The 23761-nt window shown below is 44.4% G+C and carries 27 protein-coding genes and 1 pseudogene; 13 read left to right on the top strand and 15 right to left on the bottom strand.

Annotated features, from left to right (window positions below; all coding sequences use genetic code 11):
• The first annotated feature begins 11 nt into the window (after nucleotides 1-11).
• Nucleotides 12-1421, top strand: a complete 1410-nt coding sequence (locus tag HC965_RS20150; protein ID WP_191033135.1) for a GNAT family N-acetyltransferase — start codon at nucleotides 12-14, stop codon at nucleotides 1419-1421.
• Nucleotides 1422-1440: 19 nt separating this feature from the next.
• Entirely contained in the window at nucleotides 1441-1965 is a 525-nt protein-coding gene (locus HC965_RS20145) for a hypothetical protein (protein WP_191033134.1), read from the top strand.
• On the opposite strand, the gene HC965_RS20140 is transcribed toward HC965_RS20145, so the two are convergent.
• The 4 genes from HC965_RS20140 to HC965_RS20125 all read right to left on the bottom strand — a co-directional run bounded on the left by HC965_RS20140 (nucleotide 1962) and on the right by HC965_RS20125 (nucleotide 5579).
• Nucleotides 1962-3506: a M20/M25/M40 family metallo-hydrolase gene (locus tag HC965_RS20140; RefSeq protein ID WP_191033133.1), complete on the bottom strand. Its 1545-nt coding sequence runs from the start codon at nucleotides 3504-3506 to the stop codon at nucleotides 1962-1964. The genes HC965_RS20145 and HC965_RS20140 overlap by 4 nt on opposite strands.
• A 129-nt stretch (nucleotides 3507-3635) precedes the next feature.
• Nucleotides 3636-4310, bottom strand: coding sequence for a MarC family protein (locus HC965_RS20135; protein WP_191033132.1), 675 nt, complete (start codon nucleotides 4308-4310; stop codon nucleotides 3636-3638).
• Nucleotides 4311-4464: 154 nt separating this feature from the next.
• Entirely contained in the window at nucleotides 4465-4929 is a 465-nt protein-coding gene (locus tag HC965_RS20130) for a MaoC family dehydratase (RefSeq protein WP_191033131.1), read from the bottom strand.
• 122 nt (nucleotides 4930-5051) lie between these two features.
• Complete coding sequence (locus HC965_RS20125) at nucleotides 5052-5579, bottom strand: SGNH/GDSL hydrolase family protein (RefSeq protein ID WP_191033130.1); 528 nt, start codon at nucleotides 5577-5579, stop codon at nucleotides 5052-5054.
• Between the two features lie 91 nt (nucleotides 5580-5670).
• Here HC965_RS20125 and HC965_RS20120 point away from each other — a divergent pair, with 91 nt between their 5' ends.
• Nucleotides 5671-7308: an RluA family pseudouridine synthase gene (locus HC965_RS20120; protein ID WP_191033129.1), complete on the top strand. Its 1638-nt coding sequence runs from the start codon at nucleotides 5671-5673 to the stop codon at nucleotides 7306-7308.
• On the opposite strand, the gene HC965_RS20115 is transcribed toward HC965_RS20120, so the two are convergent.
• Together HC965_RS20115 and HC965_RS20110 are read right to left on the bottom strand one after the other, a co-directional pair.
• The gene (locus HC965_RS20115; protein ID WP_191033128.1) at nucleotides 7305-8663 is read right to left on the bottom strand and encodes an MATE family efflux transporter; all 1359 of its coding nucleotides are present in this window, start codon (nucleotides 8661-8663) and stop codon (nucleotides 7305-7307) included. The genes HC965_RS20120 and HC965_RS20115 overlap by 4 nt on opposite strands.
• Before the next feature lie 120 nt (nucleotides 8664-8783).
• Nucleotides 8784-8990 (bottom strand): hypothetical protein, encoded by a 207-nt coding sequence (locus HC965_RS20110; RefSeq protein ID WP_191033127.1) that lies wholly within the window; start codon nucleotides 8988-8990, stop codon nucleotides 8784-8786.
• 102 nt (nucleotides 8991-9092) lie between these two features.
• Here HC965_RS20110 and HC965_RS20105 point away from each other — a divergent pair, with 102 nt between their 5' ends.
• From HC965_RS20105 to HC965_RS20095, 3 genes are all read left to right on the top strand, one after another.
• On the top strand, nucleotides 9093-9398 hold the full coding sequence (locus tag HC965_RS20105; protein ID WP_191033126.1) for a nitrous oxide-stimulated promoter family protein: 306 nt from the start codon (nucleotides 9093-9095) through the stop codon (nucleotides 9396-9398).
• Nucleotides 9399-9429: 31 nt separating this feature from the next.
• Entirely contained in the window at nucleotides 9430-10164 is a 735-nt protein-coding gene (locus HC965_RS20100) for an SDR family NAD(P)-dependent oxidoreductase (protein ID WP_191033125.1), read from the top strand.
• Between the two features lie 112 nt (nucleotides 10165-10276).
• Nucleotides 10277-10546, top strand: coding sequence for a zinc ribbon domain-containing protein (locus HC965_RS20095; RefSeq protein ID WP_191033124.1), 270 nt, complete (start codon nucleotides 10277-10279; stop codon nucleotides 10544-10546).
• A 63-nt stretch (nucleotides 10547-10609) separates the two neighbouring features.
• Here HC965_RS20095 and HC965_RS20090 read toward each other — a convergent pair whose 3' ends face one another.
• The 4 genes from HC965_RS20090 to HC965_RS20075 form a co-directional block, all read right to left on the bottom strand.
• Nucleotides 10610-10894, bottom strand: a complete 285-nt coding sequence (locus HC965_RS20090; RefSeq protein WP_191033123.1) for a virulence protein — start codon at nucleotides 10892-10894, stop codon at nucleotides 10610-10612.
• Nucleotides 10882-11082 carry a hypothetical protein gene (locus tag HC965_RS20085; protein WP_191033122.1) on the bottom strand — a complete coding sequence of 67 codons (201 nt, stop codon included), beginning with the start codon at nucleotides 11080-11082 and terminating at the stop codon, nucleotides 10882-10884. The genes HC965_RS20090 and HC965_RS20085 overlap by 13 nt, the downstream gene beginning before the upstream one ends.
• A gap of 78 nt (nucleotides 11083-11160) precedes the next feature.
• The gene (locus HC965_RS20080) at nucleotides 11161-11427 is read right to left on the bottom strand and encodes a GNAT family N-acetyltransferase (RefSeq protein ID WP_191033121.1); all 267 of its coding nucleotides are present in this window, start codon (nucleotides 11425-11427) and stop codon (nucleotides 11161-11163) included.
• A gap of 39 nt (nucleotides 11428-11466) precedes the next feature.
• Nucleotides 11467-12780 (bottom strand): TIGR01777 family oxidoreductase, encoded by a 1314-nt coding sequence (locus tag HC965_RS20075; RefSeq protein ID WP_191033120.1) that lies wholly within the window; start codon nucleotides 12778-12780, stop codon nucleotides 11467-11469.
• A gap of 123 nt (nucleotides 12781-12903) precedes the next feature.
• Here HC965_RS20075 and HC965_RS20070 point away from each other — a divergent pair, with 123 nt between their 5' ends.
• The 4 genes from HC965_RS20070 (at nucleotide 12904) to galB (ending at nucleotide 18498) form a co-directional block, all read left to right on the top strand.
• Complete coding sequence (locus HC965_RS20070; RefSeq protein ID WP_191033119.1) at nucleotides 12904-13743, top strand: endonuclease VIII; 840 nt, start codon at nucleotides 12904-12906, stop codon at nucleotides 13741-13743.
• A gap of 216 nt (nucleotides 13744-13959) precedes the next feature.
• Entirely contained in the window at nucleotides 13960-14940 is a 981-nt protein-coding gene (locus tag HC965_RS20065) for a lytic transglycosylase domain-containing protein (protein ID WP_191033118.1), read from the top strand.
• Between the two features lie 111 nt (nucleotides 14941-15051).
• The gene (locus HC965_RS20060) at nucleotides 15052-15954 is read left to right on the top strand and encodes an ion transporter (RefSeq protein ID WP_191033117.1); all 903 of its coding nucleotides are present in this window, start codon (nucleotides 15052-15054) and stop codon (nucleotides 15952-15954) included.
• Between the two features lie 42 nt (nucleotides 15955-15996).
• Nucleotides 15997-18498, top strand: coding sequence for a beta-galactosidase GalB (gene galB, locus HC965_RS20055; protein WP_191033116.1), 2502 nt, complete (start codon nucleotides 15997-15999; stop codon nucleotides 18496-18498).
• A gap of 98 nt (nucleotides 18499-18596) precedes the next feature.
• On the opposite strand, the gene HC965_RS20050 is transcribed toward galB, so the two are convergent.
• On the bottom strand, nucleotides 18597-18962 hold the full coding sequence (locus HC965_RS20050; RefSeq protein WP_044653478.1) for a DUF2809 domain-containing protein: 366 nt from the start codon (nucleotides 18960-18962) through the stop codon (nucleotides 18597-18599).
• Nucleotides 18963-19137: 175 nt separating this feature from the next.
• Here HC965_RS20050 and HC965_RS20045 point away from each other — a divergent pair, with 175 nt between their 5' ends.
• From HC965_RS20045 to HC965_RS20035, 3 genes and pseudogenes are all read left to right on the top strand, one after another.
• Nucleotides 19138-19806 (top strand): MgtC/SapB family protein, encoded by a 669-nt coding sequence (locus HC965_RS20045; RefSeq protein WP_191033115.1) that lies wholly within the window; start codon nucleotides 19138-19140, stop codon nucleotides 19804-19806.
• 94 nt (nucleotides 19807-19900) lie between these two features.
• Nucleotides 19901-20248: pseudogene (locus HC965_RS20040) on the top strand (type II toxin-antitoxin system RelE/ParE family toxin).
• A gap of 4 nt (nucleotides 20249-20252) precedes the next feature.
• Complete coding sequence (locus tag HC965_RS20035; RefSeq protein WP_191033114.1) at nucleotides 20253-20567, top strand: helix-turn-helix domain-containing protein; 315 nt, start codon at nucleotides 20253-20255, stop codon at nucleotides 20565-20567.
• Nucleotides 20568-20570: 3 nt separating this feature from the next.
• On the opposite strand, the gene HC965_RS20030 is transcribed toward HC965_RS20035, so the two are convergent.
• The 4 genes from HC965_RS20030 to HC965_RS20015 all read right to left on the bottom strand — a co-directional run bounded on the left by HC965_RS20030 (nucleotide 20571) and on the right by HC965_RS20015 (nucleotide 23655).
• The gene (locus tag HC965_RS20030) at nucleotides 20571-21344 is read right to left on the bottom strand and encodes a TIGR03915 family putative DNA repair protein (protein ID WP_191033113.1); all 774 of its coding nucleotides are present in this window, start codon (nucleotides 21342-21344) and stop codon (nucleotides 20571-20573) included.
• Nucleotides 21341-22609 (bottom strand): putative DNA modification/repair radical SAM protein, encoded by a 1269-nt coding sequence (locus HC965_RS20025; protein WP_191033112.1) that lies wholly within the window; start codon nucleotides 22607-22609, stop codon nucleotides 21341-21343. The genes HC965_RS20030 and HC965_RS20025 overlap by 4 nt, the downstream gene beginning before the upstream one ends.
• Before the next feature lie 81 nt (nucleotides 22610-22690).
• Nucleotides 22691-22849: a hypothetical protein gene (locus HC965_RS20020; RefSeq protein WP_191033111.1), complete on the bottom strand. Its 159-nt coding sequence runs from the start codon at nucleotides 22847-22849 to the stop codon at nucleotides 22691-22693.
• Between the two features lie 629 nt (nucleotides 22850-23478).
• Nucleotides 23479-23655 (bottom strand): histone H1, encoded by a 177-nt coding sequence (locus HC965_RS20015; RefSeq protein ID WP_008760134.1) that lies wholly within the window; start codon nucleotides 23653-23655, stop codon nucleotides 23479-23481.
• Between the last annotated feature and the right edge of the window lie 106 nt (nucleotides 23656-23761).

The raw sequence follows: 23761 nt of genomic DNA, 5'->3' as shown, positions 1-23761 counted from the left end.
TCTGATTTAAAATGAAACTGCATCATATCGCCATTTGGACTTTTCGCCTGGAAGAATTGAGAGAGTTCTATATCCGCTTTTTCGGTGGGAAAAGCAATGAGAAATATGTTAATCCCAAGAAGGGATTCGAGTCCTACTTTATATCCTTCGATGAAGGGCCTTCTTTGGAGTTAATGAGCCGGCCGGATGTACAGAATACGGCGGTGGAAGAAAACAGAGTCGGGCTGACACATCTTGCTTTCACTTTTCCCAGTCAGGCGGAAGTTCTTCGTTTCACTGAAGAGATACGTTCCGAGGGTTATTCCGTCGTAGGTGAGCCACGCACTTCGGGAGATGGTTATTTTGAAAGTGTAGTTCTCGATCCTGATGGAAACCGTATAGAATGTGTGTATAAGAAAGAATCAGGAGAAGAGACGGAGACAGGAGAAAAAGCAGAAACCAATGAAACAATGACCCATACTCTTGAAACGGGACGCTTGGTAATTCGTCCTTTTCAGGAAAATGATGCGGAAGCATTTTTCGCTTGTTGTCAGAATCCTAATATAGGGAATAATGCCGGATGGGCACCCCATAAAACAATAGAAGAATCGCGTGAAATTCTTCAAAATGTATTTATCGGACAAGAGAATGTCTGGGCAATAACACTGAAAGATACACAGCAACTTATTGGTTCCCTCGGAATCATCCCCGACCCGAAGCGGGAGAATCCGCTGGTTCGTATGCTGGGTTATTGGCTTGACGAAGCACATTGGGGCAAAGGATATATGACGGAAGCAGTGCAGGCTGTACTCAACTATGGTTTCAACGAACTTCAACTTAGCCTCATCACTGCCAATTGTTACCCGCATAATAAGCGGTCGCAACAAGTACTTGAACGAAATGGATTTATCCATGAAGGCGTACTCCATCAGGCAGAACTGACATACAATGGGAATATACTTGACCATTTGTGCTATTATCTTCCTAATATATGCCGGCCCATCCCGGAAGATTACGATGAGATTCTGCAAGTTTGGGAAGCATCAGTACGCTATACGCATCATTTCCTTACGGAAGAACATATTCTGTTTTATAAACCCTTAGTGCGCAATCACTATTTGCCGGCGGTAGAACTATACATCATCCGGAATGCCGGAGGGAAGATTGTAGCTTTCATGGGATTGAGCGACGAACTGATCGAAATGTTATTCGTAAGCCCCGGCGAACAAGGAAAAGGATATGGCAAACGATTACTGGAATATGCTACTCAGAAAAAGCATATTGACAAAGTAGATGTAAACGAGCAGAATGAAAAAGCACTCGGTTTTTATCTTCGTATGGGATTCCAAATCATCGTAAAGGACGAAACGGACAGTATGGGAAAACCTTACCCGATTCTTCATTTGCAACTGAAAGAAGCGAATACTACAACAAAAGGCTAACCCTAAGAAACAAAACTACATGAACTTACGTGCTAAATTATCCGTTCGTTTTCATATCGAAGACATCAGAGAAGTACTTCATTTCATACAAGATGATGAACGGCTTCGGGAAGAAATCTATCAACTGATGTTTGACGAAGACGATATCGTCTCTTATCAGGCTTTGTGGACCTGTACACATTTCTCAAATCAGGATGTAGAATGGTTGAGCCAAAGACAGGACGAGTTGATTGACGCGGCACTTACTTGTCCACACTCCGGAAAGAGAAGGATGTTCCTGAACCTGCTTAGTCAACAACAGCCAGCTAACCCGCCGCGAATGGACTTCCTTGATTTCTGTATGGAGCGTGTCATATCCCGGCGGGAACCGGGCGGAGTGCAGTCTCTCTGTATAAAACTTGCCCACCAATTGACCTGCTCCATCCCTGAGTTACAACAAGAACTGCGCACAATGCTGGAAATCATGGAACCCGAATTACTGAATCCCGCTATCCGTGCTGTGCGCAGAAATACACTAAAGGCTATGAAAGCGAAGAAGAACTAATAGTTTTTCATCACCTCTTTAAAGTACCATTCCATTTTACCGAAGTTTTCCAGAGAAATATATTCGTTCTCATTATGAATCGTACGTTGCTCGTACTGATTCAGGCAAATCGGCAGGAAGCGATAAATATCATCGCTCACAATCTGGTATTTATACGAATCAGTACCGCCGATTGTAATATAAGAGGTAACGATAGCGGCAGGATATATCTTAGCCAATTCTTCTTTGATAATCTCGAAGCCTTTTACGTTTTCGGGAGAAATGCCCGAAGGTTCACGTTCGGATACTACATTGATAGTAACATCATAGCCTTCGCATAACTTCTTCACGTGTTCAATAACTCCGGCAACCGAACCACCGGGTAAAATACGGAAGTTGACAGTAACTTCCGCTTCCGAAGCCAACACATTGGCTGCGTCACTTCCCTTTGCCATAGTCACGGCTGTCGTTGTGCGCACCAGTGCGTTGGAAGCGGGAGATTTCTCCATTGTTTTCAACAGTAACGGTTCAAGCAGCCATTGGTTGGCTATCGCCATTCGTGAAAAGAATCCCATTTCTCCCCCTACATTATCGAAGAATGCAGCGATAGGAGAAATAATCTGTGCAGGAAATTGGTTGTTATTCAGTTTCTCAATGATTTCCGCAGCATATACCAAAGAACCTTTTGCCGGGGGCATTGAAGAGTGACCGCCCATTCCTTTGACCGTGAGGCGCAGAGTAAGAAAACCCTTCTCTCCCACTCCTACCAAAGCCAACGGCTCTTTTATGGATTCCATAGCCGAACCGGGAGCTGCAATTATGCCACCTTCATCATATACCGCATCAAAACGCAGCCCTTTCTCTTTCATATAGTCTGCTATTTTGAACGCACCCTGGCGTCCACTTACCTCTTCGTCCTGTCCGAAAGCAAACCAAATATCCCTTTCCGGCTGAAAACCTTCAGCTATCAGATTATCCGCACCTTCCATCAGCGAGAACAGCATACATTTCATATCGAGCGTGCCGCGACCGTATATACGTCCACCTGCAACAGCTCCTGAGAATGGGGGATAATCCCATTTCTCCGAGTATGACTCGATAGGCGGCAACGGCTTATCATTGATTTGAAAAACGGTATCGGGAGCAGTCGCCGTAGCAGGGTCATATCCTATTACGGGAACGACATCATAATGGGACAAGAATAAGATGGGTTTCAAGTCACTGTTTTTTCCTTTCCAGTGAAAGACTAGTCCATAAGTATTAATGGTATCTACCTCCATCGTCTTATATACTTCGGGATACGAATCAGCCAAATACGTCATAAATTCATCGAATGGCTTGAAATTTGTTTCTTCATAAACTTCATTGCTGATTGTCGGAATCCGTATTCCACCCACAAAACGGCGTATAGCTTGTTCGGAAGGGGTCGTGTTCACCAGTTCTTTATCACTCACATTCTTCTCTACTTTTCCAAATTTATAAGTGACGGTTCTCAGCACCAACACCAATATAACGACAAGCAGCAGGATCAATATGGCTGCGAAAATCATTTTAGTTTTCATACTTCAATTATTTAGAATTGTCTCTCTTAAAATTAAATGTGACACACATCTATAGAATAAACAAACGATCATAACTAAAAGATTTCAAATTCCGTCTTAATTTCCACACTTGCCGGTTTCGGTCAATTATCATAATATATTCAAATGAAATATCTGCGATATACCCGTCACCGAAATCTGAATACCGATACAGAATGTAAAAAAGGCTACGAGCTTATTGATAATCTGGTTTCCCACCGGTCCCAACTTCTGAATAATCCTCTGTCCTTGCGAAAGGAATACATAAAGTATGGCAGCCATGCAAATAATGACAAGAGCAATGACTAAATAGTTAACTCCCGTTTGCAACAGCTTTCCTTTAACACTGGCAGATGCCATCAACGTAAATATGACAGATATACTGCCCGGCCCGATACTGATAGGAAACGTGATAGGATAGAATATTTTCTGTTCGATACTCTTCCATCTGAAGCTATCCACATTCTGACTGGATTCTCCTTTATCGGAAGAACCCGAATCGCCAAGCAACTCCATCGCCGTCTTACAAATAAGTATTCCACCTCCCAATTGGATCACAGGAATAGCCAGACCGAAAATCAACAGGAACAAATGACCTATCACCAACGTACCTACACCAATCATTATAAAATTGAAAGTAAGTTTCTGAATAGCCGCTTTTCGCTGCTGTGGATCCAGGTTCGTAAAAAATCCATTTACGACAAAACCGTTCCCCAAAGGATTTACCACCGGGAACAACGCCATAAACGATGACGAAAATATGATGAGAAGACTACTTAATGACATAGTTCTTAATTTTTTAATGCTTCATTGATACCTCGAATATGTATTAAAACAGATATAAATTCGTATTGTTTGAAGCACAGGGAAAAACTAAGAAAAAACAAGAAGCTGTTTCCCACTTGGGAAGCAGCTTCTTTATAATACCATTCTAATTCAATCAATTGAAATAATACAAGAATACGGCAATACCTTCGAGTGCCTTCTTCGGCTGATCCTTGATTTCGATAGCAAACTTGATTTCAGCTTTTGCTACACCACGCAGGTTGGTCAATGAATGCAGGGTAGTTACTAAGCGAACGCTCTGTCCTGACAGTACAGCCTGACCGAATTTCATCTTATCCATACCGTAGTTAATCATCATTTTCAGATTATTCACCTGGATAATCTGATTCCACAGATATGGGAGCATAGACAATGTCAGGTAACCGTGAGCTATTGTGCTATGATAAGGGCTGTCTACTTTGGCACGTTCTGTATCTACGTGAATCCATTGGTGGTCTAATGTTGCATCTGCAAAAAGGTTAATGCGTTCTTGAGAAAGTTCCACATAGTCAGAGACACCTATCTGTTTTCCTACCAATTTTTCAAATTCTTCATACGAATTAATAATTACTTTTTCCATTGTCCTATCGCTTTATGGGGGTTATTATTATAAATTTAATTAGCGGCAAAAATAGGAAAAATAAACTGATATGCCATCAAATTGATACAATAAAAGCAGTAACAAAAGAAGTTGGGTATATCTCATAAATTGACGGCTTGTTTCACCGCTTCCGCCAATATGCTGTAGCCTTTGCCGTTCAGATGCAAGTCGTCGATGGTTAAACCAGGATTCAGTCTGCCGTTCAGCAATAAGCGGTCGAATACATCCAGGTAGATAATATCCGTCCCTTGCAGTTTTTCATGTATTTTCTGATTGAGCATACGGATGAATTTATTCACTGCCGTGCTGTAATCATCATAATCATTTCGTGGAAAAATACAGAAAAGATAGGTCTTCTGAGAGGGAATGGCAAGAACCGCCTTTATATAACGTTCTACATAATCGTCCACATTCTCATCGTTCAACCGATAGATGTCGTTACTGCCGAATTGAATAATAACCTGACAATCAGAAGTATCCACAGCAAAAGATTCGACATAGGCCAGTCCCTCACCGGGCGCGCCATAGTTCATGCATTTCCAGTGGGGGAAATAAATCTCCAGTGCCCAAAATGCCATATGACTATTGCCTACAAAAGCAAATTTCGGTATTTCTTCTATCCTATCCATTCCGTTTCATTCAAACAACAGAACAAATATAGAATAAAATTCGCAGATTTACTTTACTTTTGCATCAATAACGATATTCATGTACAAACCGATGATACATTTTTTCAAACAGGCCGTTTCGCATATTGCATTGCCGGAGAAGTTCACTTATCCTTTTCACTATACACCGCATTCTTTATGTGTATTTGCGGCAGAGGAAGTGAAAGAATATATAGCAGGGCGGAAGGAATGGCAGGAAGAACTGACCGCAGGAAAAATGTTCGGGGTATTAGTGGTGCAGATGCCGCAAAGTACTGATATCGGTTACCTCGCCGCCTTTTCCGGCAATCTTGCGGGTAAAAACATACATTCTTTCTTCGTTCCGCCAGTCTATGACCTGTTGCAGCCGCAAGGGTTCTTCAAGATAGAAGAAGAACAGATTTCCGCTATCAATCAACGGATTGACGAATTAGAGAACAATGCTTCCTATCTCGAAGCTAAAGAAAGACAGAAAGTAGAAACAGCAAAGGGACAGATAGCTTTGAGTCAGGCGAAAGCCGGGCTAAAAGCGGCAAAAGAAGAAAGAGAACTTCGACGCCAATCCTCTCCCGCCCTTTCCGAAGAGGAACAAGCAGACTTGATTCGTGAAAGCCAGTATCAGAAGGCAGAGTACAAGCGACTGGAAAGAGAATGGAAGAGACAGGTCGAAGAACTTGAAGCGGAAGTCACCCGTTTTGAAAGTGAAATAGAACGGATGAAGATGGAACGGAAAGAACGTTCGGCAGCATTGCAGGAAAGATTATTCGAGCAATTCCGAATGTTGAACGCGAAAGGGGAAGTGAAAGATTTATGTAGCATCTTTGAGGAAACAGTTCATAAATTACCACCCGGTGGTGCGGGTGAATGTGCGCTGCCCAAGTTGTTGCAATATGCCTATCTTCATCAATTAAAGCCATTGGCAATGGCAGAGTTTTGGTGGGGAGATTCACCGAAAAACGAAGTCAGGCATCATGGTTATTATTATCCTTCCTGCAAAGGGAAGTGTGAACCGATTCTTCAACATATGCTTCAAGGACTGGAAGTGGACGATAATCCGTTATTGGGCAATCTTCATAAAGATACGAAACTGGAAATCGTATTTGAAGATGAATGGCTGTTGGTAGTCAATAAACCGGCGGGAATGTTGTCTGTTCCGGGGAAAGCGGACGAGGTGGATTCGGTTTATCATCACTTAAAGAAGCTGTATCCGGATGCTACCGGGCCTATGATTGTACATCGGCTGGATATGGCAACTTCGGGACTTTTGTTAGTTGCCAAAACGAAAGAAGTCCATCAGCATTTACAGGAGCAGTTCGAGAAGCGGAGTATCAGAAAACGGTATGTAGCTTTACTGGACGGCAGCCTTTCAGATATAGAAAAGACAGGAAGAATCTCACTTCCCCTCTGTCTGAATCCTCTCGACCGTCCACGACAAATGGTGAGCGAGGAATATGGAAAAGAAGCTATTACGGACTATCAGATACTAAGTATTTCGGGCGGGCATACACGTATTGCTTTCTTCCCGTTGACGGGACGGACGCATCAGTTACGTATGCATGCCGCCCATCCGAAAGGGTTGGATTGTCCCATAACAGGAGACGAACTCTACGGCAAAAAAGCCGGAAGGCTTTATCTTCATGCCGAATATATCGAGTTTCGCCACCCCATCTACGGAGATATTATCTGCATACAGAAAGAGGCGGAATTCTAAACGTTCGCAGCCGTAAACACTTGCTTCTTCAGTCTCCGGTAAACATAGATAAATGCCGAAACAAGGAATAAATCGGCCGCTATCCAAGCCATCGGGTCACCGTAGCAGACAGCAATAAAGCCGAAAGCAGGAACCGCATAAAGGCTGACCAGGATACGGGCAATCATTTCCGCCACTCCCGAAAACATGGCAAGATTGGTGAATCCCACTCCCTGAATCGTATATCGCAAAATGCAAAGTAATCCAAGTGTCGGGAAGAACATACAGGAGATATGAAGGAAAAGCTCCGTCTTTGCCAGAATTTCCACTTCCGAAGGGTCTACGAAAATAAGAGCGAAGTACTTGGCACCTACCATCAATAGCACAAAAGTAAAGGCAGCATAGATAACCATCATCAAAGCACTTGCCTTAATTCCCGACCAAATACGTTCCGGTTTGCCTGCACCATAATTTTGTCCGCTATACGTCGCCATGGCAATACCCAGGCTCTCGAATGTACAGATAAAGAACATCTTGATGCGCATAGCCGAAGTGAAGGCTGCCACGCAAGCCGTACCCAACGCATTATTCGCACTCTGCAACATGATACTGCCAATGGCCGTGATAGAGAATTGAAGTCCCATAGGCACACCGATATAAAGTAGCGTCTTTGCCAGTTTCGGCTGAAAACGGCGTTCCTTCGGAGAACTCTGCAAAATATCAAACTTACGATACATATAAATATAACAGAGCACAGCCGAAAGTCCCTGTGAGATAACAGTAGCGATAGCAGCTCCCGCCACTCCCCAGCCAAGTACGAGGATACAGAACAAATCGAGCACAATATTGAGAACAGTGGATAAAAGCAGAAACCAAAAAGGCGTCTTGCTATCCCCCAGTGCCCGGATGATACTCGACAGAAGATTATAGAAAAAAGTAAAAGGCACACCAATAAAGGTCACGAGCAGATAAGCATATGCCCCTTCAAAAATATTCTCCGGCGTACGCATCATGCGCAGAATATCCGCACAATAAATACTCGTGATAACAGCGATAGCCACTGACATTCCCAAAGAGAGTTTCAGGCTCACAGAGACGTAACTACGCATCGTGCTATAATCCCTCGCCCCGAACTTCTGCGCGACAGGAATGCCGAAACCACCGCAACACCCGTTGCAGAATCCCAAGATAAGGAATACGACCGATGTGCTGGCTCCTACCGAAGCCAACGCATTGATTCCCAAAAACTTTCCAACGATTGCAGCATCAACAAGCGAGTACGTTTGTTGCAGCAGATTGCCGAGTAAAAGCGGCAGTGTAAACTTTAAAATAAGCGGTAATGCCGGCCCTGCCGTCATCTCTTTAGAAGTTGCCATACGTCTGTGTTCTAAAATCGGGTGCAAAGATACGGAAAATCCTGTTAGAAAGATTCAAATACCCTTTCCACTTTCATTGACATAAATCAAAAAACACACAGAATGGAAATCTTCCTCTCTCTATCTCTTTACCAATCTCTTAGGCGAACCATGCCACGAACATCCCAAGCAATAGACCTCTGTCAAATCGAATCCTTCCATAGAATCGGCAGGATTCTTAGGTACGACTTCTCCATTTTCCATTACATAGACCAGCAACCTCTCGTTCCGGTCATTCTTTACATATAAGGCGGCAATCTTACATTGCGGACACAATAACTTTCTCATGCCGCAAAGATATGGATAGTTTCCTATAACAGCAAATTCTCTTTCGCCTGTTCTTTTCAGAATATAGGATTAGTTATTATCTTTGTCGAAGAATATCATAATATGAAATGGAAGAAACAGCGCATTGCGCATGAGAAGAAGGTAGTGGAGTTGATGATTCGTATCTACTGCCGAAAGAAAGAGAAGAACGCCGATCTTTGCCCTGATTGCGAGGAATTGCTCTGCTATGCACATGCCCGTCTCGACCGTTGTCCGTTCGGGGAGAAGAAGAGTTCGTGCAAAAAATGCACGGTACATTGCTACAAGCCGGCAATGCGCGAACGGATGCGGTTGGTGATGCGATTCTCCGGCCCACGGATGATGTTGTATGCGCCTTGGGAAGCGCTCCGGCACTTACTGAATTTATAGGGAACCAGGATTCTAAACATATATATTTGTCATGAAACGAGCTATTATTATAGGGGCTACTTCCGGCATCGGGCAAGAAGTTGCAAAATGCCTGTTGCTGGAAGGTTGGCAGATTGGAATAGCAGGCAGACGGCAGTCTGCCCTCGAAACTCTGCAACGGGTTGCACCGAATCAAATTGAAATTCAGGCATTGGACGTAACGCAGGAAGACGCAGCGGAAAAGCTGAACATGCTCATTGATAAAATGGGGGGTATGGATTTGTTTCTTCTTAGTTCCGGCATCGGTTTTCAGAATATGAAACTGGATATGGAAGTGGAGTTGAATACGGCACGCACCAATGTAGAGGGATTCACCCGCATAGTGGATACTGCTTTTGCGTATTTCAAGAAGAATGGTGGCGGACATTTGGCAGTTATCAGTTCCATTGCAGGGACAAAGGGACTTGGCGTAGCTCCTGCTTATTCTGCAACCAAACGTTTTCAGAATACTTATATCGATGCTCTCGAACAACTTGCCCATCTTCAGAAGTTAAACATTCATTTTACGGATATTCGTCCCGGATTTGTCGCCACAGATTTATTGAATGATGGGAAGCATTATCCGATGCTGATGAAAGCGGACAAAGTGGGATGGCACATTGCCCGTGCACTGAAAAACAAAAGACGGGTGGTAGTCATCGACTGGCGTTACCGGATTCTTGTATTCTTTTGGAAAATGATTCCCCGTTGGTTGTGGAAACGCCTGCCTGTAAAGACAAACGGGTAACAGAACGAATTTATAGAAAAAAGAATTGATAATTAGCAAGTTCGGACAACTGTTGTTTCGATAAATCTACCTATCTTTGTCAGATAACATACACTTAAAAGCAAAAATAAAGATGGAACAGAAAATTTGTCAATGTTGCGCTATGCCAATAGACAACTCAACCTTTGGAACAGAAGCAGACGGTAGCAAGAATGAAGAATATTGCCACTACTGCTATGCTGACGGGAAGTTTACTAAAGACTGCACTATGGATGAAATGATCGAGCTTAATCTGAATTATCTGGATGAATTCAATAAAGATTCTGAAGTGAAATACAGTATAGAGGAAGCACGTAAAACAATGAAAGAGTTCTTTCCGCAGTTGAAACGGTGGAGACAGTGATAAAAACATATAAGCTTTCAGGTATGTATGTCAGACCTGAAAGCTTATATTATTTACCCAGTTCTATTTTTCTTCTTTCACGAAATCAGTAAAATTCGACCAGTCTTCTACACGGAATGCACGAATATCACGCACAGATGCCTGAAACCAAGGGATACGTTTCAATGCATCAATCGCACGAAAAAGATTAGCCATATCTGTTTTCTCCGTAAGATAAACACTACCCTGCGTATTATAAAAATCGTATTGGCGTAAAACTTTGTTTATCTCGAAATAAGCATTGTTATAAGGTTCACCATAATTATCGCGCAGGTCAGTGATGACCATGTCAAAGGCTATTGCATACATACATTATCCTTATTTAAAGGAACAAAATATTTCTGCTCACCAAAGAAAATACGATTTAAATTATCACGAATGGCTATAACCAATCCTTTGAACGGATTATGTTCAATATCAATCACCGTACCTTCTATCCACTCGTCAAGCCCTGTTAGTTTAGGGTCAACTTTTACTTTTTCACCTTCTTTTATCATAATACTATTATTACCTTCATTGATTTCTCATCACAAAGATAATATTATTTCCTTTTCCAACACATCAAAAACAGCTATTTAACCATTCATTTCAGGATGCCGTTCCAACCACTTCACCGCATACGAGCAAGTAGCTTTCGGCTTCATTCCATTCGCCACAGCGTACTCATAAGCGGCTTTCACCAGTGCGGCAGCAATGCCGCGCCCCTCTATCGGACCGGGAACAATAGTGTGGATAATATCGAGAGAATCACCTAACAGGCGATATTGTACAAAGGCGGTACGACCGTCTACTTCCGTCTTGAACAGTTTCTGTTCGGGCTGATGAATAATTTCGTAATCCATAATGCTATCTGTTTTTAAAAGTTGTTCTATTCGTTGCAATCAGAATTGTTCAATCCATTGCAAGCGGTTTGTATCGTAGCCGCGGCGTTCGGCAGCGGTGACGAGTTTTTTCTTTATATCTTCCGGCAGTTGCGGTGTCCGGCTCAATATCCACAGATACTTGTCGGTGCTGCTGCCTACGAGCGCATAGTTGTAGTTCTCACTGTCCAACTCCAATACGTAATAGTCCGAATAGAAGTTGAGGAAGAAAGAAACCTTCAGTTTGCCCGGCTGCGAAGGGTCGGGAATCTTGGCGTGCCCGTTGGCAGTCTTGCAAATATCATAGGGAGAGTTGCGCTTGCATCCGCGATTCTCCACACGGACAGAGCCATCGGGACGAAGCGTATACGTGGCAGTCACATCCACCAATCCATGCTCGAAACGATTCTCGTAACGGGCTATCTCGTACCAAAGTCCCATATAGCGATGTAAGTCGAGAGCCGGAACCGTACTATGGTCGGTTCCCTTGAAAAGCCGTTCTACATTGGGGACGGAGAAGCGGAATCCTGCTTCTTGAAGCCGGGTGGGGCGAACCCGCTGGCCAGATGTAAGGAAAGAAGCCGCTTCGCCATACAGCATCCGAAACAACGTTTGCGGAACGACAATTGTTGTCCATGCATGATAGGCTTTCCCCATCTCACGGGCAAAAGTATATTGGGAAATTTGTTGCGGAGCAACCAGGTTGAATACCCCGCGTGTTTCCTCATGAGTGATAAAAAATTCCATTGCCCGGCAGAGGTCGCGCATATCTATCCACGGGAAAGGCTGATTGCCGGGGCCGATGGCAGCGGAAATCTTCGTTGCCTGCAACGGTCGAAGCATCTGTTGCATTGCTCCCCCATCCGGTGAAAGCACAACGCCGAAACGTGTGATGACAAGCCGCGTATGTTCCGGACAACGTTTCGCTTCTTTTTCCCAGGCATAACAAAGGTCGGACAAGAAGCCGTCTCCCCGCGTACGGGTATATTCGTCCACTTCCGCCATCGCAGGATAATATCCTACGGCAGAAGCGGAAATCATTAGCTTCGGTTTTGTCCTGACAGCATTCAACGCACGGATAATGCGGTGCGTGACGACTATGCGGCTGTCGAAAAGTTCTTGCCTATGCTCCGGCGTCCAACGTTTGTTAATCGGTGCTCCTGCCAGGTTGATGATAACATCGCAATGTGCCAGCGTCTGAATCAAATGTCCGGACATACCCTCGCGAAACATCGACCTTCCCAAAGGAATCACACGATGTCCGCCCTTTTCGGTCAGATAATTGGAGAGATGTTTACCTATATATCCGGTGGCTCCGGTCATTCCTATATTCATCTTAATTCTATTGTATATTCAACTCTACTAGAAAAACGTATAAAATGCAGGAAAAGTTCTTTGAAAAAAACAAAATGAGGTTATCTTTGCAAGGTAGACTTAAACATTGAAAGGAAAATCAATATGATAGAAGCCCCCGAAGCCCGCATTCTTAGCGAACAGTTGAACGAAACGGTCAGAGGAAAAAAAATAACGGATGTGTACACACAATTCAGTCCGCACAAGTTTGCCTGGTTTACAGGCAGCGCGGATGAATATACTGAGTGGCTGTCCGACAAGACAATAGACCATGCGCAGTCGCAAGGCGGCATGGTGGAGATAACGATAGGCGACAAAGTCCTCGTACTGACGGATGGTGTGAACTTGCGTTATCTGTCTCCGGGGACGAAGTTGCCCGCCAAACATCAGTTGCTCATTGCTTTTGAGGACGAGAGTTGCCTGGTAGCTTCCGTGCGTATGTACGGCGGAATGATGTGTTATGACAAAGATGCCACCGCAGGTAGTCTCTCCGATTATTACCTCACTGCCAAAAGTAAACCGCAAGTGATGTCCGACGACTTCACCAAAGAATATTTCCTCGGACTCATCAACGCGGAAAGTGCACAAAAGAAATCTGCCAAAGCTTTTCTAGCCACCGAACAGACCATTCCCGGACTTGGAAACGGCGTTTTGCAGGATATTCTTTACCATACCCGCATCCATCCGAAGAAAAAAATCGCCGAACTGACTGACAAAGAGAAAGAAAATTTGTTCTATCAAGTAAAGGAGACAATGAACGACTTATACCGCCAAGGTGGACGAAGCACGGAAACCGACCTCTTCGGAGAAAGTGGCAAATACGTAGCCTGCCTGTCGAAAGACACCGCCGGCACAGCCTGTCCCCGTTGCGGAGAAACCATCGTAAAAGAGAACTACCTCGGCGGCAGCATCTACTACTGCCGAGGCTGCCAGCCGCCAGCATAGCGCCGCCAGCTCCAGCGTAGCGCTGGAGCAAGGTTTCCTTGCGGCATAATGGCTTTAAGTCGATAGATTTAAACATGATTGTCTTAGGCGTGATTGTTTTAAGTATGATTGTTTTAAGTATGATTGTTTTAAGCGTAATCGCTCTAAGTATGATTGCTTTAAGTCAAATATAAGTTATGTTCAAGGACTACTTATCAAACTAAAATTATGAATGAAATGAAGAAACAAACTAAAATCAACTATATCCTTACTCTGATATTAGTGTTCTGTATCGGTGCTACCGTCCCTACTTTGATAGGTAGCAGCCAAGTTAATGAACAGCATTCGGCAAAGTCGGAAGTGCCCTATTGTGTCACCTCTCCCACCGTACCTACCCAAGTCACTTTCGATGGAACTACCATCGACCTTCGCCGCTACGACCGCCGCGAACGGATGGACCGCGAGATGATGGCTTTTACCTATATGCACTCCACTACCATGCTTCTGATAAAGCGTGCCAACCGTTACTTCCCCATCGTGGAACCGATATTGAAAGCGAACGGTATCCCCGACGACTTCAAATACCTGATGGTGATTGAAAGTAATCTGAACAACATCGCCCGCTCCCCTGCCGGAGCTGCCGGACTATGGCAGTTCATGCCCACCACCGGACGGGAATTCGGACTGGAAGTAAACGACAATGTAGACGAACGCTACAATATTGAAAAAGCAACCGTCGCCGCCTGCAAATACTTCAAACAAGCATACGCCAAATATGGTGACTGGATGGCCGTATCCGCCGCCTACAACGCCGGACAGGCACGTATCTCTTCCCAACTCGACAAGCAACTGGCAAGTCATGCCATGGACTTATGGCTGGTAGAAGAAACCTCCCGCTATATGTTTCGCCTATTGGCTGCCAAAGAGATATTCAACAACCCGCAGCGCTACGGCTTCCTGCTGAAAAGAGAACATCTCTACCCGCCCATCCCGTACAAGAAAGTGACCGTCAGCACCCCCATCGACAACTTGAGCGACTACGCCAAGCAACAAGGCATCACCTACGCACAACTCCGTGACGCCAACCCGTGGCTGCGTGACACTTCACTGAAGAACAAAACCGGAAAGACTTACATTCTCCATATTCCCACACAAGAAGGAATGTACTACGACCCGCAAAAGACAGTTGCCTACAACAAAAACTGGGTGATTGATTAATATCGTCAGAACACGTCTGATAAGCCGGGACAAAGGAGAAAGGAGAAAAGACAAAGAACAAAGGACAAAGAATGAAAGAATAGAGTATTTCATCCGAGACACATTTTTATTATGAAACTGAAAGAAAGAATCCAACGTTTTTTGCATGACGATAAACTGAAACGAAAGTTATACGTCATCATCTTCGAATCGGACACTCCCGCAGGAAAACTGTTCGATGTGATTCTTATCGGCTGTATCCTGACCAGTGTGTTACTCGTCATTATCGAAAGCCTGAAAGGGCTTCCCACATACCTGTCCACTCCATTCGTCATACTAGAATATCTTTTCACCGCTTTCTTTACCTTCGAGTATCTAACGAGAATCTATTGCTCGCCCCGTCCCCGAAAATACATTTTTAGCTTCTTCGGCATCGTCGACCTACTGGCTACCTTGCCGCTCTATATCGGTCTGATTTTCCCGGGCGCACGCTATCTGCTCATCATCCGTGCCTTCCGGTTGATACGGGTATTCCGTGTATTCAAGTTATTCAACTTCCTGAACGAAGGCGAACGACTGCTCACCGCCCTTCGCGAAAGTAGCAAAAAGATAGCGGTGTTTTTCATGTTTGTCGTCATCCTGGTGACGTCCATCGGGACACTGATGTACATGATTGAAGGTACGCAACCCAATTCCCAGTTCAACAATATCCCGAACAGCATTTACTGGGCCATCGTCACCATGACTACCGTAGGCTACGGAGACATCACTCCCGCCACCGGTTTGGGAAAGTTCCTTTCCGCCTGCGTGATGCTTATCGGTTACACCATCATCGCCGTGCCGACGGGTATCGTATCGGCTTCTATGATGAAAGATTACAAGCGCAGAAGAGACAAAGAATGTCCCAACTGCCACCGTTCCGGGCATGAGGACAACGCCGAATTCTGCAAATACTGCGGAAGCAGCCTGAACCCGTCCGACGCCAAAGAAATTCCGAAAGACGAAACAAAAGACGAAGTGAAAGCCAACACATAACCCAAAACAAAAAATGAAAAACATTTTCTAACCCCCATATATATGAATAAACATCTTAAAATCGCAGCAGCTCTCCTGGTAGCTTTGCCGACACTTGTCAACGCACAAGTACGTACCTCACAAACCTTTGAGAAAGGATGGAAATTCACTCGTGAAGACGACAAGAATTTCAGTCAGAAACAGTATGACGACACCAAGTGGCAATCTGTCACCGTCCCGCACGACTGGGCTATCTACGGCCCTTTCAGCATCGACAACGACAAGCAAAAAGTAGCCATCACCCAAGACGGACAGAAAGAAGCGTTGGAACACGCAGGTCGTACCGGCGGACTTCCCTTTGTCGGAGTGGGCTGGTATCGCCTGAACTTCGAAGCTCCGGGTTTCTCTTCCGGCAAGAAAGCAACTCTTATTCTTGATGGAGCCATGAGCCACGCCCGTGTCTACATCAACGGACAAGAAGCCGGCTACTGGCCCTATGGTTACAACTCCTTCAGCATCGACGCTACCCCTTACCTCAAAGCGAATGAACAGAACACATTAGCCATCCGCCTGGAGAACGAAACCGAATCTTCACGCTGGTATCCGGGCGCAGGTCTTTACCGGAATGTTCATCTGGTGATTAACGAAGACGCCCACATCCCGACATGGGGAACGCAACTGACTACTCCGGTCGTGAAAAAGGAGTTTGCCAAGGTAAACTTGAAAACCAGTCTCGAAATTCCGTCCGGCAAGTCCCTCACGGATTATCGCATCGTGACCGAGTTGAAAACTCCCGACGGCAAAGTAGTAGCCACCAGCGGGGAGAAAGGAACGAAGTATGACGGAAAAGTATTTGAACAGAACTTCGTAGTAGACGCTCCCCTGCTTTGGTCGCCTGACTCACCGTCACTCTACTCCGCCGTATCCAAAGTGTACGAAGGAAACACGCTGAAAGACGAATACACCACGCCTTTCGGTATCCGTTCCATCGAAATCATCCCGAACAAAGGATTTTATCTGAACGGAGAACGCACTATGTTCAAAGGCCTCTGCAATCACCATGACTTAGGGCCTTTAGGCGGCATTGCCAACGAAGCCGGTATCCGTCGGCAGATACGTATCTTGAAGGATATGGGTTGCAACGCCATCCGCACTTCCCACAACATGCCTGCGCCGGAATTGATTCGTGCCTGCGACGAAATGGGTATGATGGTGATGTCGGAATCATTCGACGAATGGAAAGGTGCCAAATTACAGAACGGTTATCACAAAGTTTTCGACAAATGGGCAGAGAAGGATTTGGTAAATCTTCTTCATCAATTCCGCAACAGTCCCAGTGTGGTGATGTGGTGTATTGGCAATGAAGTTCCCGACCAGTGGAATGGTGACCGGGGCCCGAAACTTTCCCGTTTCCTGCAAGACATCTGCCACCGTGAAGACCCTACGCGTCCCGTCACTCAAGGTATGGACGCTCCTGATGCCGTAGTAAACAACAATATGGCTGCCGTGATGGACATAGCCGGATTCAACTATCGTCCGCACAAGTATCAGGAGAATTACAAGAAACTCCCGCAGCAGATTATCCTGGGCAGTGAGACGGCTTCTACACTCAGCTCACGCGGTGTATACAAACTGCCTGTTGCCCGCCGTTCCATGCAGAAATATCCCGACCATCAGGCTTCTTCTTATGACGTAGAACACTGCGGATGGTCTAATCTGCCCGAAGATGATTTCATTCAGCATGAAGACCTGCCCTATTGCATCGGAGAATTCGTATGGACGGGATTCGACTATCTGGGTGAACCGACTCCTTATTATACTGACTGGCCCAGCCACTCTTCCCTCTTCGGCATCATCGACCTTGCCGGATTGCCGAAAGACCGTTATTATCTCTATCGCAGTCATTGGAACAAGGAAGAAGAAACGCTCCATATCCTACCCCACTGGAATTGGGAAGGACACGAAGGAGAAGTAGTACCTGTATTTGTCTACACCAACCATCCATCCGCCGAACTGTTTATCAACGGCAAGAGTCAAGGCAAACGCACGAAAGATCTCTCCGTGACGATAGACAACAGTGCCGATTCGGCTTCAATGGCTAACCTCAAACGTCAGCAGCGTTATCGCCTGATGTGGATGGACACCAAATATGAGCCGGGCACAGTGAAAGTGGTGGCTTATGATAAAGACGGCAAAGCCGTTGCCGAAAAGGAAATCCACACAGCCGGAAAACCGCATCATATCGAACTGGTTCCCGACCGCGCACAAATTAAAGCGGACGGAAAAGACCTGTCATTTGTCACCGTCAGAGTAGTGGATAAAGACGGAAATCTATGTCCGCTGGCCGACAATCTTATCAGCTTCAAAGTGAAAGGCGCAGGAACATACCGCGCAGGAGCCAATGGCAACCCTGCTTCGCTCGAATCGTTCCAAACTCCGAAGATGAAGGTATTCAACGGCATGATGACTGCTATCGTTTCTTCAACGGACAAGCCGGGAAAAATCACACTGGAAGCTACGGGAAAAGGATTGGCGAAAGGTGTATTGGAGATTGAAAGCCGATAAGAAGGCAAGCAGTATCCTATAAAATAAAAAAACGGTGTGATGGTCGTATGTACGATTCTCACACCGTTTTTTGTTATGCTCGTTGAAATACTTTTTTGTTATTTCCGTTGAAACAATCGTTCAAATAAAATAATAAGCACACATCCTACCGCATAACAGGCAATATCCGCCCAATCGAACGTAGAACCTAAAACAACTCGGGCTACACGATTCGTAATTCCCAATGTCTCCACCAACTGAAAGTACTGGAGCACTTCCACAAAACAGGCAAAAAGGAAGACATAAAACGGCATCCGGGGTATCCCTGTCGGAAGAAATATCCTCACAAAACTATACACCAATACAACGACCAGTACATCGCCGACGTAAGGACGCACGAAATTATCACGTACATACAAAGCTATCAATACCTCTATACAAAAGATAACCAAAAAGCTGATTATATAAAATATTCTTTTCTTCATTATTCGCTCAATCACGGAGTTAAACATTCATTTTGGTGTGCGAATATACGATAAAATGCAACGGCTACGTTCAAATATTACTAAATTAATGACACAAAAAGAGGAAATAATTGTATATTTATAGGTCTAAGCATTTTTTCCACAAACAATTAAAAACAGAAAGGAGACCGAACGTATGATGTTGAATATGGATTTTGTATTACGCTTGCTAGTTGCCGGAATACTTGGAGCCATTATCGGACTAGACCGTGAATATCGCGCCAAAGAAGCCGGATACCGCACTCATTTCCTCGTTTCGCTGGGCAGTGCCCTCATTATGATTGTTTCCCAATACGGATTTCAAGAGATTATCAAAGAAAGCAGCGTCACGCTCGATCCCAGTCGTGTAGCGGCACAAGTCGTCAGCGGCATCGGATTTATCGGTGCAGGAACTATTATCTTTCAGAAACAGATCGTCCGCGGACTGACGACCGCTGCCGGTATTTGGGCAACGGCAGGTATCGGACTGGCAGTCGGCGCAGGAATGTACACCATCGGTATTGCCGCCATGGTGCTGACTCTCGTCGGACTGGAACTGCTTAGTTACCTTTTCAAAAGTATCGGCATGAAAAGTTCCCTGGTTTCTTTCTCTACCGCCAATAAAGACACGCTGAAACTGATAGCGGACAGATTCAACTCCAAGGACTATCTGATAGTCTCCTACGAAATGGAAACATTGCATCCGGGCGAATCGGAATTTTATCAAGTGACAATGGTTATCAAGTCCAAGCGTAACAATGATGAAGGGCATCTGCTTTCCCTGATACAGGAATTTCCGGACGTAACGGTGCAAAGAATTGAATAAGAGAAAAGTACATATAACTCCTTAAAAAAACGTCTCGGATGTTTCCATATATAGAACTATTTTCAGTACCTTTGCTACGTAAAAAAATAAATTCATGGAGGCAAAAGCAAAATTTAAAATAGTATATTCAGAAGAAGCGGACAATTTTCTTAACCAATTGCCCCCAAAAGTAAAAGATAAAATTATTTACAAAATAGCAAAGTCTAAATTTGTTATAGACCCGGAACTCTTTAAAAAATTAGACAATACAGATATATGGGAGTTCAGGACACTCTATAACAAAAACCAATATAGACTATTAGCTTTTTGAGATAAAGTGGATGGAGTAGATACTTTAGTCATTGCTACCCATGGATTTATAAAGAAAACCCAGAAGACTCCTTCCAAAGAAATAACAAAAGCGGAAGAGATAAGAAAAATATATTTTAATTCTAAAAAATAAGAATATGGAAAAGATGAAGTTTTATACAGAAGAAGAAATTATAGATAAACATATAGGAAAGAAGGGAACTCCTGCACGTGATAAATTTGAAGAGGACTTACAATCTTTCCTTATTGGAGAAGCCATAAAAAAAGCCAGACAATCCAAAAATCTCACTCAAGAAGAACTAGGAAATCTGATAGGTGTACAAAGAGCCCAAATCTCCCGCATAGAAAGTGGGAAAAACTTAACTCTTTCCACGCTAGCTAAAGTCTTTAAAGCGATGGGTATAAGTGCCAAATTAGAAATAGACAATTTAGGGAAAGTTGCCTTATGGTGATTTTCACTTTTGCTTCTCCGTCAAATATTTCCAATAGCGCACAGGCATATCCTGCTTGTGCTTCCTCGGGTTCATGCGTTCTTTTATACAAATCGCCTTGAAATATGTTTTCCAAAGCTGTTGGAAGAGTTTCTCGTCTTTATCCATCAGACTTTCGTCAAGCATCCCCGTAATCAGATGGGATTCGCGGCTGTCATCATCGAAAGAAATCGTTGCCACATCCTGCAAGTCGTAATAAAAGCCGTAGCGGCGTTTCATATCATAGATAATCCACTTCTGGTCGGCAAAGCGGTCTTTGAAGTGGTGGACAGTAAGCGGCAATGCGTTAAATTGCGGTTCAAAAGCAGCGAAAAACGTTCCATCCGCCGCTTTCTGAAAACGGACGAACTGCATCAGATGCATCCGTTCTCCATCTACCTTTTTCCATATTTGCGCCAGTTGCAGGACATCCGGGTCGGCAAAATTGGTTTCAACGGAACAGGGAGCATCAATCGCTTTGCGGATATAGCGGAAAATAAGGATTCCCACTTCCGGCAGTTCCGACAGCCAACTTTGAGTAAGGCAACCCAATGCCGAGGACGAAACTTTCTTCTGTAATCCACGCCATACGCGGGCGGCTTTCTCTTCGTCGGTGACCACCGTATGCAACTCATCATAGAATAAGGGCAAAGCATCTCCTTCCGACAAGAGTTCATCGGGAAAGGTCTTGCGGAAATAAGCGTCAAAGACAGCAGTCAGCAGACCGTCAAAGGTTTTATCGTAGATATAAATGTTCATTCTCCGAAGTCAAGCATCAACTGGCGTTCGTCCACTTTCTTTTTAGGTTTCGGCAGTAGCAAGGTGCGTACCCGTTGCGGGGAAAGCTCGTTCACGGTCTGCATTTGCAGGGGGAGTTCTTTGCAGGTGATGAAATATTGCGCTTTCTTCATCACTACTCCTATCTTTTTCAATTCGTAAAAGCCCAGTCGGGAGAAACGCCGGGAAGCGGTAATCAGCTTCGCCGATTTCACACCGATGCCCGGCACACGGAGAAGCATTTCGTAATCCGCCTTATTGATGTCGACGGGGAAATGTTCGGGATGGCGCAAGGCCCACGAGAGTTTCGGGTCTATTTCGAGGTCAAGGTCCGGATAGGAGTCGTCCACTATTTCGTCTACTTTGAACTGGTAGAAACGTAGCAGCCAGTCGGCTTGGTAAAGCCGGTTTTCACGTACCAACGGCGGCTGTTTCAATGCGGGCAGACGCTTGTCGTAGGTATTTACGGAGACGTAGCCGGAGTAGTAGACACGTTTCATCGTGGGACGGTTGTAGAGTGCCGACGAGAGGAAAAGGATGTCTTTATCCGACTCGGAAGTGGCGCCGACGATGACTTGCGTACTCTGTCCGGCAGGTGCGAAGCGCGGGGCATGGCGGAATTTCTGCCGTTCTTCCTTGCTCTCCAGTACACCTTGCTGGATATATTTCATTGGGGCAAAGACGCTTTTATGGTCTTTTTCCGGTGCAAGCAGTTTCAGGTTTTCTTCTTTGGGAATTTCTACGTTAACGCTAAGACGGTCGGCATACAGTCCGGCTTCGTTCACCAGTTCGCGGCTGGCGCCGGGGATACTTTTCAGATGGATATATCCGTTGAAGCGGTGCACCTGGCGCAGGTCTTTGGCAACACGCACCAAGCGTTCCATCGTATAATCCGGGTTGCGGACAACGCCGGAGCTTAGGAATAGTCCTTCTATATAGTTGCGACGATAGAATTCCATCGTCAGCTCCACCAATTCGGATACGGAGAAGGTGGCGCGTGGAAGGTCGTTGCTACGGCGGTTGATGCAGTAGGCGCAATCGTAGATACAGTAATTGGTAAGCATGATTTTCAGCAGTGATATGCACCGCCCGTCCTCGGCAAAACTATGGCATATCCCCCATCCTCCCACAGTATTGCCTAGTGTCCCCGGTTTGTTGGAGCGCACTGTGCCGCTGGAAGAGCAGGAAACATCGTACTTCGCAGATTCCGCAAGTATCTTCAGTTTAGCCAAGACATTTTCGTTCATAAATTCCCGTTCTGATTACCTGCGCAAATATACGATTAAATTTGATTCTAGTATTCATTTTCAATGATTCCATAAAGTTCTTTATTCACTAGAAACCGTACGGAAATGAACGAATCGCACCGAAAATGACGAAAGACACAATAAAGTTGAATTCATCTCTTTCACTTTCTTCACTGGAAGATAATTATCTGTCTGATAGGTGTTCCCGGTGAACAGATAAAGAGGAAACCTCTTCTTCATGGTCTTCACGCCTTCACAGTGTTCACACTTTCGCAGTTTGTACCTTCACAGTTCGTAGCCTTCGTCTCAGCTATGGCAATCTTATCAAATTAAATAGTTTGCATATAAGAAGCCGACTATTGTCGTCTATCTAGCTGACTATTGTTGTCTAAAGAGCCGACTCTAGTTGGCTAGATAGACAACAATAGTCGGCGATTAGTAAATAGAAACAAAATATACGATAAGACATTGATTTATAAGTAGTAAGAAAGGCTAATTCTTATATTGAAAGAAAACGAATATTTTTTTGCTAAACGTTTGACAAAAAACGGAAATTGATGAAATAAGTAAATACCCGATTGGTGAAGAGGGTGAAGGGTAGTGAAGAATGAAAACAGCACTGTTTATTCACAGGAAACATTTGTGAATAAGCAACTTAGCATGATGTGAAAAATGTGAATAACCAAATACATCATCCATATAGGTTCTTAGTTTATTTTATAGTGAGATGCATAAGACAAGAGCTTGTGGAATGAATTAATCCATAACCGTATGAAAATGAATTTTCAACCAATTAGAAAAAAGAAAGAGGGCCTATCGCTTACGATAGACCCTCCCATTTTTCTAATATCTTAGTAGTCTTCTAACTATTAGTTCTTAGAAGCTTCCAAAGATGCTTTACGGAATTCTTTCATTGCTTTTTCGATTTCCAAAGAAGCCTTACGAGCACGAGTTCCTGCTGCTTTGTTACCGTTTTCAATCTGAGCGTTAGCATCTTTTGAGAAGTCAGCATAAAGAGCTGCTACCTTTTCTACCAATTCTTTCATAATCCTTTTATTTTTTTCGTTAATAATGTGCCGCAAAAATACACTGTTTCCCGAAATAAACGCATAAAAACAATATTTTTTTTGAATTATTCCTCGAAAATTATGC

Source organism: Bacteroides sp. GM023 (assembly GCF_014750685.1).
Taxonomy (GTDB): Bacteria; Bacteroidota; Bacteroidia; order Bacteroidales; family Bacteroidaceae; genus Bacteroides.
Note: the sequence above shows the minus strand (reverse complement) of the source record. Positions and strands in the feature narration are given on the sequence as shown.

Bases quoted from the DNA above. Each gene is read 5' to 3' on its own strand.
- HC965_RS20125 (WP_191033130.1), bottom strand. From the start codon at position 5,579: ATGGATAGGATAGAAGAAATACCGAAATTTGCTTTTGTAGGCAATAGT.
- HC965_RS20130 (WP_191033131.1), bottom strand. From the start codon at position 4,929: ATGGAAAAAGTAATTATTAATTCGTATGAAGAATTTGAAAAATTGGTA.
- HC965_RS20070 (WP_191033119.1), top strand. From the start codon at position 12,904: ATGATAGAAGCCCCCGAAGCCCGCATTCTTAGCGAACAGTTGAACGAA.
- HC965_RS20110 (WP_191033127.1), bottom strand. From the start codon at position 8,990: ATGAGAAAGTTATTGTGTCCGCAATGTAAGATTGCCGCCTTATATGTA.
- HC965_RS20135 (WP_191033132.1), bottom strand. From the start codon at position 4,310: ATGTCATTAAGTAGTCTTCTCATCATATTTTCGTCATCGTTTATGGCG.
- HC965_RS20050 (WP_044653478.1), bottom strand. From the start codon at position 18,962: ATGAAGAAAAGAATATTTTATATAATCAGCTTTTTGGTTATCTTTTGT.
- HC965_RS20045 (WP_191033115.1), top strand. From the start codon at position 19,138: ATGATGTTGAATATGGATTTTGTATTACGCTTGCTAGTTGCCGGAATA.
- HC965_RS20120 (WP_191033129.1), top strand. From the start codon at position 5,671: ATGATACATTTTTTCAAACAGGCCGTTTCGCATATTGCATTGCCGGAG.
- HC965_RS20015 (WP_008760134.1), bottom strand. From the start codon at position 23,655: ATGAAAGAATTGGTAGAAAAGGTAGCAGCTCTTTATGCTGACTTCTCA.
- HC965_RS20020 (WP_191033111.1), bottom strand. From the start codon at position 22,849: ATGAAGAAGAGGTTTCCTCTTTATCTGTTCACCGGGAACACCTATCAG.
- HC965_RS20025 (WP_191033112.1), bottom strand. From the start codon at position 22,609: ATGAACGAAAATGTCTTGGCTAAACTGAAGATACTTGCGGAATCTGCG.
- HC965_RS20090 (WP_191033123.1), bottom strand. From the start codon at position 10,894: ATGTATGCAATAGCCTTTGACATGGTCATCACTGACCTGCGCGATAAT.
- HC965_RS20105 (WP_191033126.1), top strand. From the start codon at position 9,093: ATGAAATGGAAGAAACAGCGCATTGCGCATGAGAAGAAGGTAGTGGAG.
- HC965_RS20140 (WP_191033133.1), bottom strand. From the start codon at position 3,506: ATGAAAACTAAAATGATTTTCGCAGCCATATTGATCCTGCTGCTTGTC.
- HC965_RS20035 (WP_191033114.1), top strand. From the start codon at position 20,253: ATGGAAAAGATGAAGTTTTATACAGAAGAAGAAATTATAGATAAACAT.
- HC965_RS20065 (WP_191033118.1), top strand. From the start codon at position 13,960: ATGAAGAAACAAACTAAAATCAACTATATCCTTACTCTGATATTAGTG.
- HC965_RS20030 (WP_191033113.1), bottom strand. From the start codon at position 21,344: ATGAACATTTATATCTACGATAAAACCTTTGACGGTCTGCTGACTGCT.
- HC965_RS20150 (WP_191033135.1), top strand. From the start codon at position 12: ATGAAACTGCATCATATCGCCATTTGGACTTTTCGCCTGGAAGAATTG.
- HC965_RS20100 (WP_191033125.1), top strand. From the start codon at position 9,430: ATGAAACGAGCTATTATTATAGGGGCTACTTCCGGCATCGGGCAAGAA.
- HC965_RS20075 (WP_191033120.1), bottom strand. From the start codon at position 12,780: ATGAATATAGGAATGACCGGAGCCACCGGATATATAGGTAAACATCTC.
- HC965_RS20145 (WP_191033134.1), top strand. From the start codon at position 1,441: ATGAACTTACGTGCTAAATTATCCGTTCGTTTTCATATCGAAGACATC.
- HC965_RS20115 (WP_191033128.1), bottom strand. From the start codon at position 8,663: ATGGCAACTTCTAAAGAGATGACGGCAGGGCCGGCATTACCGCTTATT.
- HC965_RS20080 (WP_191033121.1), bottom strand. From the start codon at position 11,427: ATGGATTACGAAATTATTCATCAGCCCGAACAGAAACTGTTCAAGACG.
- HC965_RS20095 (WP_191033124.1), top strand. From the start codon at position 10,277: ATGGAACAGAAAATTTGTCAATGTTGCGCTATGCCAATAGACAACTCA.
- HC965_RS20085 (WP_191033122.1), bottom strand. From the start codon at position 11,082: ATGATAAAAGAAGGTGAAAAAGTAAAAGTTGACCCTAAACTAACAGGG.
- HC965_RS20060 (WP_191033117.1), top strand. From the start codon at position 15,052: ATGAAACTGAAAGAAAGAATCCAACGTTTTTTGCATGACGATAAACTG.
- galB (WP_191033116.1), top strand. From the start codon at position 15,997: ATGAATAAACATCTTAAAATCGCAGCAGCTCTCCTGGTAGCTTTGCCG.